This window comes from Lujinxingia sediminis (assembly GCF_004005565.1).
GTDB lineage: Bacteria > Myxococcota_A > Bradymonadia > Bradymonadales > Bradymonadaceae > Lujinxingia > Lujinxingia sediminis.
Window position 1 is genome coordinate 522,235 of the sequence record NZ_SADD01000002.1, and the last position, 15,498, is coordinate 537,732.

Annotated in this window: 11 protein-coding genes; 6 read left to right on the plus strand and 5 right to left on the minus strand. The window is 64.5% G+C overall.

Translation table 11 applies throughout. From position 1 onward, the window contains the following. Positions 1-266: 266 nt before the first annotated feature. The 3 genes from EA187_RS20935 to malQ form a co-directional block, all read right to left on the minus strand. Positions 267-2,252, minus strand: coding sequence for a DUF3943 domain-containing protein (locus EA187_RS20935; RefSeq protein WP_127779848.1), 1,986 nt, complete (start codon positions 2,250-2,252; stop codon positions 267-269). A gap of 62 nt (positions 2,253-2,314) precedes the next feature. Continuing rightward, the gene (locus tag EA187_RS07595; protein ID WP_115607604.1) at positions 2,315-2,722 is read right to left on the minus strand and encodes a secondary thiamine-phosphate synthase enzyme YjbQ; all 408 of its coding nucleotides are present in this window, start codon (positions 2,720-2,722) and stop codon (positions 2,315-2,317) included. A gap of 222 nt (positions 2,723-2,944) precedes the next feature. Next, positions 2,945-4,447: a 4-alpha-glucanotransferase gene (gene malQ, locus EA187_RS07600; protein WP_164856093.1), complete on the minus strand. Its 1,503-nt coding sequence runs from the start codon at positions 4,445-4,447 to the stop codon at positions 2,945-2,947. A 302-nt stretch (positions 4,448-4,749) separates the two neighbouring features. Here malQ and EA187_RS07605 point away from each other — a divergent pair, with 302 nt between their 5' ends. The 6 genes from EA187_RS07605 (at position 4,750) to EA187_RS07630 (ending at position 13,899) form a co-directional block, all read left to right on the plus strand. Continuing rightward, positions 4,750-7,149, plus strand: coding sequence for a transglycosylase SLT domain-containing protein (locus EA187_RS07605; RefSeq protein WP_127779850.1), 2,400 nt, complete (start codon positions 4,750-4,752; stop codon positions 7,147-7,149). Between the two features lie 379 nt (positions 7,150-7,528). Then, entirely contained in the window at positions 7,529-8,437 is a 909-nt protein-coding gene (locus EA187_RS07610) for an endonuclease I family protein (RefSeq protein ID WP_164856094.1), read from the plus strand. A gap of 99 nt (positions 8,438-8,536) precedes the next feature. Next, positions 8,537-9,577: an endonuclease I family protein gene (locus EA187_RS07615; protein ID WP_127779852.1), complete on the plus strand. Its 1,041-nt coding sequence runs from the start codon at positions 8,537-8,539 to the stop codon at positions 9,575-9,577. A gap of 586 nt (positions 9,578-10,163) precedes the next feature. Further along, a complete protein-coding gene (locus EA187_RS07620; protein ID WP_127779853.1) occupies positions 10,164-11,453 on the plus strand; it encodes a hypothetical protein in 1,290 nt (429 codons plus the stop codon). A gap of 340 nt (positions 11,454-11,793) precedes the next feature. Beyond that, on the plus strand, positions 11,794-12,480 hold the full coding sequence (locus EA187_RS07625; RefSeq protein WP_115607589.1) for an RNA polymerase sigma factor: 687 nt from the start codon (positions 11,794-11,796) through the stop codon (positions 12,478-12,480). Positions 12,481-12,603: 123 nt separating this feature from the next. Further along, the gene (locus tag EA187_RS07630; RefSeq protein WP_127779854.1) at positions 12,604-13,899 is read left to right on the plus strand and encodes an anti-sigma factor family protein; all 1,296 of its coding nucleotides are present in this window, start codon (positions 12,604-12,606) and stop codon (positions 13,897-13,899) included. Between the two features lie 268 nt (positions 13,900-14,167). Here the strand turns inward: EA187_RS07630 and rplL are convergent, their stop codons facing one another. After that, positions 14,168-14,548 (minus strand): 50S ribosomal protein L7/L12, encoded by a 381-nt coding sequence (gene rplL, locus EA187_RS07635; RefSeq protein ID WP_127779855.1) that lies wholly within the window; start codon positions 14,546-14,548, stop codon positions 14,168-14,170. Positions 14,549-14,630: 82 nt separating this feature from the next. After that, the gene (rplJ, locus tag EA187_RS07640) at positions 14,631-15,155 is read right to left on the minus strand and encodes a 50S ribosomal protein L10 (RefSeq protein ID WP_115607584.1); all 525 of its coding nucleotides are present in this window, start codon (positions 15,153-15,155) and stop codon (positions 14,631-14,633) included. Positions 15,156-15,498 lie beyond the last annotated feature (343 nt).

Below are 15,498 nucleotides of genomic sequence, written 5' to 3' on the forward strand. Positions count from 1 at the left end.
ACACTTAGACCACGCACAGGCGCAGCCATGTCCGATCCCATGGCCGCGCTTGTTCGCCTGGCACCCGATCGCCTCACCGCTCGAGCGCCTGGCACCCGATCGCCTCACTGCTCGAGCGCCTGGCACCCGATCGCCTCACTGCTCGAGCGCCTGGCACCCGATCGCCTCACCGCTCGAGCGCCTGGCACCCGATCGCCTCACCGCTCGAGCGCCTGGCACCCGATCGCCTCACTGCTCGAGCGCCTGGCACCCGGACGCCTGGCACCTCAATACACCGCCTCAAACACCCACATCGCCCGCCACTCCTGCAGCGTACTCACCACATCGTCGATCGCCCCTTCTCTGCCCCGACGCTCCAGCAACGCCCCCAAACGCACCGTCTCCACAGGCCAGGACGTGAGCACTTCCACGCGCCCCACATTCACACGGTCTTCAAGCATCCAGTCCTCATCGATCGACTCCTGCAATCGATCCGCCCCCTGAGTCGACCAGACCCGATGCGAACGCCAGCCCGCCCCCAGATGCACCCGGGCCACGTCCACCTCCAGCGCCAACTCCTGGCTCAATCCCCACCCGAAATAATACCCCTCAACCAACACCCCGCGCTGACCCGAAACATCCCCATCGGGAGCCACGACCGGGAGCGCCCGCGAATCGATCGCAGCAAAATCCGGCGTCACCCCGTAACTCATGCGCCAGCGCAATCGCCCCAACTCCCCCCAGTGCTCCGCCCGAACACCGGGAAGATGCATGATCCCAAAGCGATCCAACCCCTCGTCATAGCGATGCTGCTCATGACGGTACGCAAGCCCTGTGCCCACAAAGCCTCCCACTCCCCGCCCCCCTGAAGCGCCGCGCGATAACGACTGCCCGTACCATCCCGCCAGATCCACCCGCCCCAGAAAGCCCCACCGATGCAACCCGGCTGCCCCTGCGGCGAAATCGGCGCGCAACTCCGAGGCCAGCACCCCCGCCTCCCAGCCGCTCGATACCCCGGCGCTGCGATAGCCCTCCAACTCCACAAGCTCCGACCCCACCTCCAGGTGCACATCCTGGCGTGCACCCTCCGGCGCTCCCCCCTCCCAACGCGCCCGCGGCGTCGACGCCGCCGCCCCCAGCCTCAGCTCCAGACGATGCCACTGCTCGCTCGGCCACCCCCATCGATCCACATCTGCCGCCCGCACGGGCTCCCGACCATCGGCCCAGTCATGAAACTGCGACGGTGCCCCAAAAACCCACGCCAACGCCTGATTGAGCCTCGTCGGAGAGCTCCGTCGGAAAAACTCTCCTAGCTGGTAATACGCCTCGCCAAGTGGCACCCCCGCCACACCGGTCAACACCAGATCATTGAGGCTGACGATCTCCTTATACTCGATGGCGGCCTCCCAGATCAGGGTCGCCAGCATCGCCGCCGCAAAGGACTGCCACAACGAGAGCTCATTGGCCCGAGCCAGCGTATAATACGCCGCCCCGGCAAGCGGATGCAGAGGCGTATTGAGGTACATCGCGTTGGAATCCCACCGCCACCCCTCAAACCCCCAATGACGCTCCCCCTGCGTGGCCAGCGTATAGTCCCAGTCAGCCGAATTGATGTCTGTATTCAACCAGTACCACGCGGTGCCCACCCCCAGCGTCACCCCAATCTCCAGCGCCGCTCGACCGTAGCGCCGCGGCCCGCGACCCGCATCCACCGGCTCGGCCAGACTCCGCACCAGCCCCTCTTCAAAGCTGCGTGCCACCCACCCCAGATCCCCCCCCTGGCCCGGCTCGCGATACACCGAATAAAGCACGTTCTCATCACGACGGGTCGGATCCCAGTCGACCACCTCCACGCGCAATGCCCCATCAATATCGCGCTCCAGCCGAAGATGATAACGATACCTCCCCGAACGCCGCGCCAGCACCACCCCCTGGTCGCGCTTGCTCACGGTACGCCCCGGCAGGGCCACGCAACCATCCGCCACCGTCGAGCGAAGCTCCCAGCAGGTGCGCACACTCCACCCCGGCTCCCGACTCCGATCACGCACCGAGACGAAAAGACGCTCCCGATCCTCCTCGCCAACCTGAGCCGCTACCTCTGCACCGACCTCCTCGCCAACCAGCAACGTGGCCGCTTCGTCCCCCGCCACCTCATCGGGCTCCTGAGCAACAGCCTCCCCCGCTCCCAGCACCAGCCCCCCGACCAGCGCAGCCCATACCACCGGCCAGCGCTTTAACCTTCGTTCCGACCCACTCTTACTGCACGCGAACATCACCACTCCCGACATCCTCCAGCGGCGCTCGCGCGCTCACATCACACCCATCGCATCACGACTTACGCGCCCACATGCACCACAAGCTCACGCTGCATCGGACCGTCGCGATGCTCCCACAAAAAGATCCCCTGCCAGCGCCCCAGCGCCAGCACCCCGTCCATAATCGGAATCCCCAGACTCGTCGACGTCAGCGCCGCCTTTATATGCGAAGGCATATCATCCGGCCCCTCGTCCGTATGCGTGTAAAGCGCATCATGCTCCGGCACCAGACGCTTCAACCACGCCTCCAGATCGCGACGGGCCGAAGGGTCCGCGTTCTCCTGAATCGTCAGGCTCGCCGAGGTATGCCGAATAAACACCGTGCATAGCCCCTCTTCAACCTGCGCACTGGCCACCGCCCGCCTCACCTCGGCGCTCACCTCATAGAGCCCCTGGCCCCGCGTCTCATGTACCCATCTCGCGATCATATTCGCTCCTCTTGCCCATAGTCATCGTCACCACACCAGCGCGCACGCCCCCCTGCAAACGCCCGACCTCCCTTTATCTTCCCGAGGCCGATCGAACGCCTGGCACCCGAGCGCTACACACGTCCGAACGCCTGGCACCCGAGCGCTACACACGCCCGAACGCCTGACACCCGAGCGCTACACACGCCCGAACGCCTGGCACCCGATCTTAAAACCCTCCCTCTACCGACCACTCTCCCGCGTCAACGCCCCCAGACGCACGTACACCGTCTCGTCCTCCAACATCGCCTCGCTCATCCGCCAGTTCCAGTTATCCTCCGCCCTCCCCGGCACGTTCATCCGAGCCTCACTGCCCAGCTCGAAAAGGTCCTGCACCGGCACCACCACAAGATTGGCCTTTGAGGCCCATAACCGCTCGATCATCGCCCACACAATCCCCTCATCACCGTGGGAGACGTAGGTGCGCACGCCGTGCTTGCCCAACTCATCAAGCCCCTCATACCACCCCTGCGTCGTATCGTTATCGTGGGTGCCTGTATACGCGGCGCAATGCCGCGGGTAGGTATGCGGCAAAAAAGGATGATCCTCAGTCCCATCAAACCCGAACTGCATCACTCGCATCCCCATCAAACCCAGCTCGTCGCGCAGCTCGCGTACCTTGTCGGTGATGATCCCCAGATCTTCGGCCACCATCGGCACCTCCCCCAGCTCGGCCTCGATCGCCTCAAACACGGCCCGGCCCGGCCCCTTCTCCCAGCGACCATCCACCGCCGTGGGCGCCTCGGCGTCAATCCGCCAGTACGACTCAAAGCCCCGAAAGTGATCGACGCGCACCGCATCCACCATCGTCATCACCTGACGCACACGCCACACCCACCAGTCGTAGTCGCGATCGGCCAGCCTATCCCACGCGTAGAGTGGATTGCCCCAACGCTGCCCCGTCTTCGAAAAATAGTCCGGCGGCACCCCCGCGACAGCATCTGGCTCCCCGTCGGCGCCCAGCTCAAAGAGATCGCGCTCCGCCCAGACCTCTGCGCTATCCATGGCCACAAAAATCGGAACATCCCCCAGCACCCGCACGCCCCGATCGGCCGCATAACGCTTTAACTTCGCCCACTGCTCCGCAAACACCCACTGCTCAAAGCGCACCTGCTCCAGCGCCTTGCCCAACCCCCGCTGCGCCTCGGCAATCGCCTCCGGATCTCGCCTCACCAGCGGCGCCGGCCACTGCTGCCACCCCCGGCCCTCATGGCGATGCTTCAACGCCGTATAAAGTGCAAAGTCCTCCAGCCACCCCGCGCTCGCCATCGAAAACTCCTGAAACGACGCCTCCGAGCCCCCCCCCGCCTCCTTCCACCCCTCATAGGCCTGGACCAGCAACTCGCGCTTCGCCTCGCGAATCACCTCCACATCGAAGCGCTCCGTCGAGCCCGCCGCACATACGCGCCGGTACACGTTAAGATCCGCCCCTGAAAGCCACCCCGCCTCCACCAACTGCTCCCCGTCGATCACCATCGGATTGCCCGCAAACGCCGAGCTCGCCGAATAGGGCGATCCCCCGTGACCCGGCGGATTCAGCGGCAACACCTGCCACCAGCGCTGGCCACCCTCGGCCAGCCGCTCAATCCAACGACGCGCATACCTCCCCAGACACCCCACCCCGTCGGGTCCCGGCAAACTCGTCGGATGCAGCAACACTCCCGAAGATCGCTCCCACGCTCCCATCATCTCGCTCCCAGTCTCAAAGTCATCCCGGCCCCGCACCGCAGGCCCCACCTCAACCTCCCACACTGCACACATGGAGCGCGAAAACTAGTTCCCGGCGGCCAATGGCAAACATCTCCCCTCTTTTCTTCCATCCCTCTCCCCCCTGCCTTACCCTTCCCTCTCATCCCCCTGACCACCCCGGCACGGCGTTCAGGCGGAATGAAATCCACACCCTCCGGGGGTTTTGACCTCGACCCTGCCGGCCGCCTCCCCCGATGAAGTGCACCGCTTTTCATCGTCGCCCTCGTCTCTGAGCTCCCATGATCCGCAATCTCCCCGCCCTCCCCCTCGCGCTCGCCACGCTCCTGACACTGGCGCTCCCGCTCCCCGCCCAGGCACAGTCGCGCGGCGACGCCCCCCCCACCGAGCTTGCGCAAACCAACCCGCGCGAGGCCGGCTCCAGCGCTCACTTCCGCGTCATCGAGCGCTTCCCCGGGAGCGATTCCCTCCCTCCTCAGATCCCCTCCATCGCTCCCACAAGCCCTTTTGCGCCCATCATCGAAGACGTCGAGCGCAACAACTGGGCCTCCGCCCACCGCGACCTTCAGAACCCCGAGCTGCGCCCCCTTCTCAACGATGACGCCTCCCTGCGCTTTCTCGCTGCAACCGTCGCCATGGAGGCCGGCCACCCCGATCAAACACGGGCCATCCTCAACGAGCTCGACCCCGCGCGCGATCTTCCGGTCCTGGCCGACTACGCCTCCCTGCTCAAAGCCCGCGCAGCCCTGGCCACAGAAGACGCCCACACCGCCACACTCGCTGCAGCGGCCATCGCCCCCGAAAGCCTGCTCTACCCCGACGCCCTCATTCTCCTGGCCGAAGCCCTCCAGAAAGCCGGCCAGCCCGAAGATCGCCAGCGTGCCATCGAGGTCCTCGATCTCTTCCTCAACGCCTACCCCCGCCACGCTCAGGCTGCTGCAGCCCGCGAGCAGCTCGCCACGCTCCTCGAAGCGACTCATCCCGGGCGCGCCGCCGAGCTCTACCTCAACATCCGCCAGCAACGCCCCTTAAGCCAGGCTGCAACCCGCGCCACCCGACAACTTCGCACCCTCGACGCCCACCTCACCGACGCCCAACGACGCCTCCTCGACGACACCACCCCCGAACGCGCGCTGACCCTGGCCCGTGCTCGCTTCGACCTTCACCAGAGCGAGCACGTCATCAGCCAGTTGAACACCGCCCTTGAGCGCTGGCCCGAAGACGCCCCCCAGCGCTGCGAAGCGCTCTACCTTATCGGGCGCTCTCACACCAAACTTCGCCAGCACTCCGCCGGCACCCCCGTCTACAACCGCATCCTGGAGCATTGCGCCGACACCGAGTGGGAACTTCGCGCCCTCTACCTGGGCGGACGCGGCCGCTGGAACGCAGGCGATCGCCGGGGCGCCCTCACCCTCTTTGAGCGCATCTGGCAAACATACGCCGACCACTCCTACGCCGACGACGCCATGTACTTCGCAGCCCGCATCCTGCGCTCCGAAGACCGCCCCGATGAGGCCCGCGACCGCCTCACTGCCCAGCTTCAACGCTACCCCGAGGGCGACATGGCCAAAGACGCCCACTGGCTTCTGCTGCGCGAATACTTCGACCGCGACGACTTCCAGGCCGTCATCGACCACGTCGACAACCTCGATAAAACCGGCGAAGACGACCTCTACACAAAAGGCCGCCTTCACTACTTCCGCGCCCGCGCCCTGCTGCAAGCCGGCCGCAACGACGAGGCCGCACAGGCTTTTATCAAAGTCACCCGCGACCACCCCATGAGCTACTACGCCCTGCTCAGCTTCAACCAGCTCGCCAGACTCCAGGGCAGCACCGAGGGACTGGACATCTGCGCCACCGTCGGCCCGGCCTGCGAAGAGCTCCTCCCGGCAAACCTTCAGGCCGCCCCCGTCGAACTTCCCGATGAGCTTGAGCGCGACGCCGGCTTTCAAAAAGCCTCCCGGCTCCTCACCCTCGGGCTGACCTCGCTTGCCCGGCGCGAGCTCACCGCGCTTCGCACCCGCCACGCCAACACCCCCTCCACCCTCTGGGCCCTGGCCTCCCTGCTCGACGCCGCCCACGCCTACCCCATCTCCCACGACCTGGCTCGCCGCCACATCCACGGCTGGATGGACGCCTACCCCACACAAACCACTCGCCGACACTGGTCCATCGCCTACCCCACCCCCTTCAAAGACACCCTGACCCGCTACGCCGAGCAGCGCGGGCTGAGCCCGGCCATCATCTACGCCATCATGCGCGAAGAGAGCGGTTTTAACCCCCGCATCGAGAGCTGGGCCAACGCCCGCGGCCTCCTCCAACTTATCGAACCCACCGCCCGCCGCATCGCCCAGAGAGACGGTCTTGAAGACTTCTCCTTCGATCTTCTCTTCGACCCCACCCTCAACATCCGTCTGGGATCGGCCTATATGCGCGAGCTCGCCAGCCAGACCAGCGCCCACCCCGCCCTCATCATCGCCGGCTACAACGGCGGCTTTGGCAACGTCTCCACCTGGCTCAAAGACTTCGGCAACGAAGACCTCGATCTCTTTGTCGAAAACATCCCCTACGGCCAGACGCGCGACTACACCAAGCGCGTCCTGATGAGTTTTTGGATCTACAGCTACCTCTACGGCGACGCCCGCGTCCCCACGCTTTCATTCACACTCCCCCCCCCTTAATCGACTTCATCGACCTCTCACGACGCACGGGTGCCAGGCGTTCGATCATCACATCGAACCGATCGGGTGCCAGGCGTTCGATCATCACATCGAACCGATCGGGTGCCAGGCGTTCGATCATCACATCGAACCGATCGGGTGCCAGGCGTTCGATCATCACATCGAACCGATCGGGTGCCAGCCCTCCGCACATACCCTTCCGCAACCGAGCGCATCCAGGGCGACGCCTGACAAGGAGTGAGGCATAAAGCTGTAGCAGCTGCTACCGCGAATCCCTCACGACGCAGCCAGCGTCGTCCTGGATGCGCTCGGCAACCGTTGATTCGCCCTCGTCACGATGCTAACACTTATCGGCCGTCCTTTGCCCCAGAGGCCCGTAATGATGTTGCACTACACCCTCCCTCCCCTCCTGACGTTTCTGGTCCTCTTCGTTGCCTGCGTACAACCCGAAGCCGGCACGCTCCCCCCGGATACTCCCGACGTCGATCTCAGCGATACCGCCGAAGACGCATCCGAGCCCAAAGATACCTCCGCGCCCGAAGATGTCAGCGACGACGACGCCGAAGCGATCCCCGACGTCCAGGACACACCCCCGCCCGAGCCCTGGCCCTGCGACCCCGAGCTTGATCTCAACGATCGCCGCTACCGCCACCTCCATGGCTTGAGCGACGCGCAGATCCAGCGCGGTCTTCTCAACATGGTCTCCGGCCACCGCGCCCTCTACTACTCGACGGCGCGCCAGCACCTGATGAACGACATCGAGCCCCACGACGACGGCTCCATCGAATGCGCCTACACCGGCCGCATCACCGAGCCCGACGGCTCCACCACCCCCGATGGTTTCAACACCGAGCACGTCTGGCCCCAGAGCCGCGGCGCCGATCAGGAGCCCCCCCGCAGCGACATCCACCACCTCTTCGCCGTCGACGGCGGCGTCAACTCCGCGCGCAGCAACCACCCCTACGGCACCACCTCCTGCTCCGGCAACAGCTGCCCCTGGCACGAAAACGGCTCCGAGCGCGGCCCCTCCACCGACGGCCGCGACCCGGTCTTTGAGGTCCGCCCGGAGTTTCGCGGCAATGTCGCCCGCGCCATGTTCTACTTCGCGCTCCGCTACCAGATGCCCATCGAAGACCGCGAGGAAGCTGTCCTGCGCCAGTGGCACTGCGAAGATCCCCCTGACGACTACGAGCGCAACCGCAACGACCTCATCCAGATGCTCCAGTCCAACCGCAACCCCTTTATCGACCGCCCCGACTTTGTCGATAACTTCGATTCTTTCGATTAATCCCCCCCCTCCCCAGCCTTCCCGCAAGTCAGGTGCCGCCCCCCCTCGCCGCACCTGACTTGCGAGCTCTGTCCTTTCTGCATCATTTCAGGATCCGCCATGCGTCATCTCTCCCCTCTTAGTACGCTCACGCTCCTCTTCGCCCTGCTCATCGCCTGCTCCGATGCTCCCGACTCCGCTCACGACGCGGGCCTCGTCGACATCGGTGACACCACCGACCTCGACGCGGACGATCCCGACGCCGACGCCGACGTGCCCGACGCCGACGTTGACGACCTCGACGCCGACGCCGACGACCTCGACGCCGACGCCGACGACCTCGACGCCGACACCGAAGAACCCGACGCCGACGTTGACGACCTCGACGCCGACACCGAAGAACCCGACGCCGATGTCGAAGAGCCCGACGCCGACGTCGAAGAGCCCGACGCCGACGTCGAAGAACCCGACGGCTGGAGCTGCCATCCCGATGCTCCCCTGGACCTCGTCCGGTACACCCACCTGGAAGGCGCCAGCGATCAGGCCTTGAAAGACGGTCTCTTCCAACTCGTCGACGGCCACACCTCCTACAGCTACTCCGATGCCCGCGACTACATGTACGCCGTCGTCGATGGCATCGACACCCAGGCCGACGGGTTTATCCACTGCCCCTACACAGGCCGACTGGCCACCCCCGACGGCTCTCGCACCCCCGACAACTTCAACACCGAGCACTCCTGGCCCCGCTCCAATGGCGCTCAAAGCCCGCCCCCGGAGAGCGACATCCACCATCTCTTTCCCACCTGGATGCCTTCCAACTCCGCACGCGCAAGCCACGAGTTCGGTAACACCAACTGCACCTCCGACTGCTCCTGGCAGGACGGCGGCTCCAAGCTCGGCACGGGCACCGATGGTCGCTCCCCGGTCTTTGAGGTCCGCCTGGAAAACCGCGGCGACATCGCCCGCGCTCACTTCTACTTCTCGGTTCGCTACGGCCTCTCCATCCCCGCCCAGGAAGAAGTCGTCCTGCGCCAGTGGCACTGCGAAGATCCCCCCGATGACTGGGAGCGCCTGCGTAACGACCGCGTCGAAGTCGTCCAGGACAACCGCAACCCCTTCATCGATCGCCCCGACTTCGTCGACCACATCACCGACTTCTGATCGTTCCGGCTCCCGCAACCAGCGAAGGCCAGGCCCCCACCTCGGTGCCTGGCCTTCGCTCTTCTTGAACACCTGGATCGAACGCCTGGCACCCGTACAACTGCAACGTATTTGGATCGAACGCCTGGCACCCGTGCAACATCAACCCACCTGGATCGAACCCCTGGCACCCGTGCAACATCAACCCACCTGGAGGGTCGAACGCCTGGCACCCGTGCAACTGCCCCCCCCCTGGATCGAACCCCTGGCACCCGTGCAACTGCAACCCACCTGGATCGAACCCCTGGCACCCGTGCAACTGCAACCCACCTGGATCGAACCCCTGGCAACAGCCTCGACCGCCATCGCACGTCCAACCCCCCATCCATCAACGCACCATGGCGAAGTCCCGCAAGGCGCAAAAGCTACGCTGTCGCAGCGCTACCGCCAGCCGACTGTGACGCCCCGGGTTTCATCCGGGAGAGTTGATGCAACGGTGGACATGCATTCTTACGATGACTATCGTTCCTCCCCATAATGCCATGTTCGACGCCTTGTCGATCCCCTGACTAAACATACTGATCACCACACCAGTACGAGACTGCTCATGCGCTCTTTGCTCGCCACACCACTTCGCCGCGCCCTGGCCATCCTCCTGGTCGCCGCGCTTCTCCTTCCCACCGGCTGCCAACGCACCCCCGAAGACCTCGAAGTCTGGCGCACCGCCAAAGGTGGCACCGAGCAGCTGGCCACCTGGGCCGAGAGCGAGGAGGAGCCCCTGGAGGTGCGCGTGCGCGCCGTGCAAATCCTGATCGAAGAGGGCGAGCACGCCCGCATCCCCCGCACCCTCGACCGCGTGGAAGATGAAGCCGCCCGGCAGGCCATGGCCGACGGCGCCATCCCCACCATCGAGACGATGTGGGCCGCCAACGACATCCCCGAGCTCACCGACGAGATGAAAGAGCAGGGGGCCGAACTCGTCATCGGCGACTCCAAAGCCACCCGCGCCAAAGACGCCGCCTACATGCTCTACCCCTACTTAAGCGAAGGGGCGCAGCAGAAAGCTCAGGCCATCCTCAAAAGCTGGCTTGAAAAAGACCTCGAGCTTCGCGACCAGCTCGGCGACGCCACCGTCGCCCAGATCGTCCCCCTGGCCGGCGAAGGTGCTGTGGAACTCGTGGCCCCCTGGCTCAAAGAAACCTTCCAACCCGGCCGCATCGCCGCCTCCATGCGCGAATTCATCCCCGAAGAGAAACAGGGCCCCATTGACGCTGCCCTGGCCGAGCGCGCCCGCGAGGAACATCCCGATCTCAAGCGCGATCTTCCCCAGGCCATCTTCAACGCGAACACCGCCGAGGCCGCGCCCTACTTCGAATTCGCCATCTTCGACGAAAACACCTCCACCGAACATATCCAGGCCGCCATGGAAGCCCTGGCCCGCGTCAAAGGCAAAGACGCCACCAACACCTTCCAGAAGATCATCACCGAGCGCCCCGGCCTGATGCGCTGGGTTGCCGCCAACTACATCATCGACACTCAAAAGCGCGACAGCCTCCCGCTCATTGCCTCCGCTCTCCCCACCACCACCGAGGGCTGGGACATCCCCCGCGAAGACAGCTTTGAGGCGGCCACCTCCCAGGTTTGCAACCTCTACAAAGGCACCATGGAACGCGAAAAAGTCACCGACTTCCAGCCCGTCATCCAAGAACTTCTCGCCATGGAGAGCTGGCCGGCCCGGACCCTGGGCGTCGTCTGCGCCGGGGTTACCAACGCCACCTCCCTCCAGGCCGATGTCGACGCTTTGAGCCGCGATCGCCAGCGCCTCCCCGGCTGGAGCAGCCGCACAACCCTCGGCCAACTCGCCGGCCAGACCTCCTCCGCGCTCCAGGGAAGCTGAGCCACGGCCCATTCTTGTTTAGTTCTGATGATCACGAAGGCCTGGCACCCACCTCGGTGCCAGGCCTTCGATCTTCTTGAACATCATGCTCAGGTGCCTGGCCTTCGATCTTCTTGAACATCATGCTCAGGTGCCTGGCCTTCGATCTTCTTGAACATCATGCTCAGGTGCCTGGCACCCGATCGCCAACCCTGTACGAGTGCCTGGCACCCGATCGCCACCCCTGTACGAGTGCCTGGCACCCGATCGCCAGCCCCCCTCCATCCCGTTGCCCCACCACCCCCTCCTCCGATAAACTCCTCTCGTACCACCCCGATCCCCCCTGTCCCCTGCGAGCATCATGCTCTTCGCCGTCATCAAATCCCTGCTCGGCCGCCGCGCTTCCGGAGCCGCTACCGAACCCCGGCTCGACGAACTGAGCGACGAAGCGCTGATGACCCGCTACGCCGGCGGCGACCAGAAGGCATTTACCCTTCTTGTCACTCGCCACCAGGGGCCCCTCTACAACTTCATTTTGCGCAGCTGCCGCCAGCCCTCGCTAGCCGATGAGCTCCTTCAGGAGACTTTTCTGCGCATCGTAAAGAGCGCCGCCTCCTACTCACCTGACGCAAAATTCACCACCTGGGCCTACACCATTGCCCGAAACCTCTGCATCGATCTCGCCAGAAAGCACAGCCGCGCCCACACCCTCTCTTTGCAAAAACCGCTGGGCGACGACGAGGGGGCAACCCGCCAGGACATCCTCCCGGATGAGCAAGCCCGCTCGGCCTCCGTCGACCACGACCGCATGGTCTTCCGCGACCGCCTCGACCGGGCCCTGGCCAACCTCCCCGAAGATCAACGCGAGGTCTTTATCCTGCGCGAGATCTCCGGACTGAAATTTCGCGAGATCGCCACGATGCTCGACTGCCCCGTTCCCACCATCAAAAGCCGCATGCGCTACGCCCTTCAAACCCTACGCGGCGAACTCGCCGACTTCGCCTCCCAGAGCTTTGACGCTGACGAAGCCTCCGAAATGCTCCCCTGACCTCCCCTGTCTGCCCCGGCAACCAGGGAATTAGATCTATTCCGCACCCTTTGCGTTTATAGAACCGGACACAGCCCAGGCCTCGGGCTTAAAAATGATCTCCTCCTCACGGACCATGTTGCCATGAGCGCGCACGCCCCCGACGACAAACTCCTCGACCTCCTCTACGGCGAACTTCCGTCCGAAGAGGCCCGAGCGCTGCGCGCCGAGCTCGACGCTGACCCCGAGCGGCGAGCGGCCTATGAGGAGCTGCGCGCATCGCGCGATATTATCGCCCGACACACCTCCCAGCCTGCCCGTGTCCCCTCCACGCTGACCGAACGCATCCTGGAAGACGCCCGCACCCACACGCCCTCCCACACTCGGTCCGCTTCCGACCCTCGTCAGTCTATCTGGCGACGCGCCTGGCATAGCCCCGGTTTCCGTCAGAGCCTTGTCGCTGCCGCCCTGCTCCTCGGCGTCGCCGGAATCCTACGCGCCTTACAACTCGACACCACCACGCGCCCCCACGATCCTCTGGCCGAACACGGTATGGCCGCCCCCGTCTCCTTCGAGACATCAGCCCTCGCCGAAAACGCCAAACATGAAGCCATGCCCGACGAAGAGAGCTCCGCGGCCGCCGAGAAAGCTCCCACCGAAGGCGCGATCTCCGAGATAACCAACGCGCGCGGAGCCGGCGCGGCTGCCTCCGCGCGCCCCCAGGCCGAAGATCATCACCAACCTCTCAAACGCACCGCTCCTGCAATCACCGCCGAAGCGTCGCCAGCGCGCGAAGCCGAACCGCGTCCCCGGACGGCCCCCTCCCCGAAACCCCGGGCCAGCCGCCGCGCCGAAGCTCCGGGTGCCGCTCTTGCCGATTCCCCCACGGACAGCACCGCCCGTGCGCCTCAACGCGCTGCATCTCCCCGCCGAGCAGACAGCTACGGCGTCGGAAGGAGCGACTTCGGTGCCACCGCACCGGCCGCCCCTCAGGCACAAAGCGACACCTTCGCCCCCGTTGAAGATCGCCTCGACACCGCCCCCACGCGTGAGCGCGCTTCCGCCCCTTCAGCCGAACCCTCCTCCCTCGCAGCATCTGGAGGCGCCTCTCTCAAACAGCGCTCTGCCACGCCCTCCACAACCAACGAACACGCGGACATCGAAGCCGACACCCCCGCCGCCGACGAGGACGAGCTCGTCGCATCGCCCCCTCCCTCCCTCCTGCAACGCGCCCGACAGGCCCGCAGCACCAACGACGCCGAAGCCACCCTCTCGTTTGCCACCCGGGCCCTCTCATCCGAGCGCAGCCCTCGCGCACGCGCCGAAGCCTACTCCCTCATCGCCTGGGCCCAGGAGCAGCTCGGCGACAACGAGGCAGCTCAACACGCCCGCGATCAGGCAGCCACACTCCAGCGCGAAATCGACGCTGCCGCCCCCTGATCGAACGCCTGGCACCCGATCATTTTTCAAATGATCGAACCCCTGGCACCCGATCGTTTTCCAAATGATCGAACCCCTGGCACCCGATCATTTTCAAATGATCGAACCCCTGGCACCCGATCGCTTTCGCACCCGATCGTCTTTCCAAATGATCGAACGCCTGGCACCCCACCTTTGTACCGCCTTCAGATCAAAAAACCCCGACGCCGCAAAAGGCATCGGGGTTTCTTTAACTTCAAGAATCACGCTCCCTCACAGGAGCATTCGATTACTTGAGTTCGACGGTCGCGCCGACTTCTTCAAGGGCAGCCTTGAACTTCTCGCCCTCTTCCTTATCAACGCCTTCCTTAACGGTCGAGGGAGCGCCTTCGACCAGATCCTTGGCGTCCTTAAGACCCAGACCGGTGAGCTCGCGGACGGCCTTGATGACCTTGATCTTCTGGTCGCCGAAGCTGGCAAGAACAACGTCGAATTCGGTCTGCTCAGCGGCAGCTTCCGCACCGCCCGGGCCGGCAGCCATCATCACCGGAGCGGCAGCGGCGGCGCTCACGCCCCACTTCTCTTCCAGCTCTTCGACGAGACCGGCAAGGTCCATCACGCTCATGTTGCTAAGAAACTCAACGACTTGTTCTTTGGTGACATCAGCCATGGTGTTCTCTCCTTAAGTGCTCGCCAGCACGCGAGCTTTTCTGGTGTGTTTTGTAATGGGTGAAGAGGTCGTCCCTCTCCGATCAGGCGCTCTGCTCGATATCCTGCTTGCGGGCCGTAAGAACCTGCAAGAAGGAGGTCGGCGCGGCGTTGAGCGTGCGAACAAACTTGGTGGGCACCGCCGTGAACAGGCTGAGCACTTTCGCGCGCAACTCGTCTTTGGTCGGCATATCCGCCAGACGCTTCACGCCAGCTACATCCAGCGCTGTCCCGTCCAGGAAGCCACCACGCACCTCATAGGCGTCGTGATCCTTGGCAAAGTCTTTGATCACTCGGGCCGGGCTGACTGCATCCTCCGCGCTGAACGCGATGGCCACAGGACCCACAAACAAGTCCGAGATCACTTCCATGTCGGTGCCCGAGATCGCCAGCTTCGCCAGCGTATTCTTGACCACCCGGTACTGAACGCCCTCGGCGCGGAACTTCGAGCGAAGTTCGTTCACCGTGTTCACGTCCATACCCACATGACTCGCCAGGATGACGGATTTCGCCTGCTCGAGATCGGAGCGGATCGACGCGACTTCTTGTTCTTTTTCCGCGCGATTCATCGCATCTCCTTAAAGTCTCGCTTCGAGTCGTGCATCGCTTCTGCGATCCTCGACTCGACGCCATCCAACAACAAAACCCTCGGCACCGAAGGTGCGGAGGGTCTCAGTCAACGTCATCCAGATTGCCGGCATACACACCGGCACTGCAATCGGTCGCATCTGACCATCTCCGCGGGACATTAAGAACACTTGACGTGCTCACCTGCTTCTTCGATGTCGAAAGCAACTCTATGTCTTCGCTCCGCGTACACTCCTGCGCGGGGCGTTATCGCCGGGGTAACCCGACCGACGGCGCTCTTCGTAGTCGAGCCCGGAGGCTCCGTCAAGCGCCGTATCCTGCTTT

Excerpts from the sequence above, each read along its gene's own strand:
- EA187_RS20935 (WP_127779848.1), bottom strand. The coding sequence starts at position 2,252 with ATGTTCGCGTGCAGTAAGAGTGGGTCGGAACGAAGGTTAAAGCGCTGG.
- EA187_RS07595 (WP_115607604.1), bottom strand. The coding sequence starts at position 2,722 with ATGATCGCGAGATGGGTACATGAGACGCGGGGCCAGGGGCTCTATGAG.
- malQ (WP_164856093.1), bottom strand. The coding sequence starts at position 4,447 with ATGGGAGCGTGGGAGCGATCTTCGGGAGTGTTGCTGCATCCGACGAGT.
- EA187_RS07605 (WP_127779850.1), top strand. The coding sequence starts at position 4,750 with ATGATCCGCAATCTCCCCGCCCTCCCCCTCGCGCTCGCCACGCTCCTG.
- EA187_RS07610 (WP_164856094.1), top strand. The coding sequence starts at position 7,529 with ATGATGTTGCACTACACCCTCCCTCCCCTCCTGACGTTTCTGGTCCTC.
- EA187_RS07615 (WP_127779852.1), top strand. The coding sequence starts at position 8,537 with ATGCGTCATCTCTCCCCTCTTAGTACGCTCACGCTCCTCTTCGCCCTG.
- EA187_RS07620 (WP_127779853.1), top strand. The coding sequence starts at position 10,164 with ATGCGCTCTTTGCTCGCCACACCACTTCGCCGCGCCCTGGCCATCCTC.
- EA187_RS07625 (WP_115607589.1), top strand. The coding sequence starts at position 11,794 with ATGCTCTTCGCCGTCATCAAATCCCTGCTCGGCCGCCGCGCTTCCGGA.
- EA187_RS07630 (WP_127779854.1), top strand. The coding sequence starts at position 12,604 with ATGAGCGCGCACGCCCCCGACGACAAACTCCTCGACCTCCTCTACGGC.
- rplL (WP_127779855.1), bottom strand. The coding sequence starts at position 14,548 with ATGGCTGATGTCACCAAAGAACAAGTCGTTGAGTTTCTTAGCAACATG.
- rplJ (WP_115607584.1), bottom strand. The coding sequence starts at position 15,155 with ATGAATCGCGCGGAAAAAGAACAAGAAGTCGCGTCGATCCGCTCCGAT.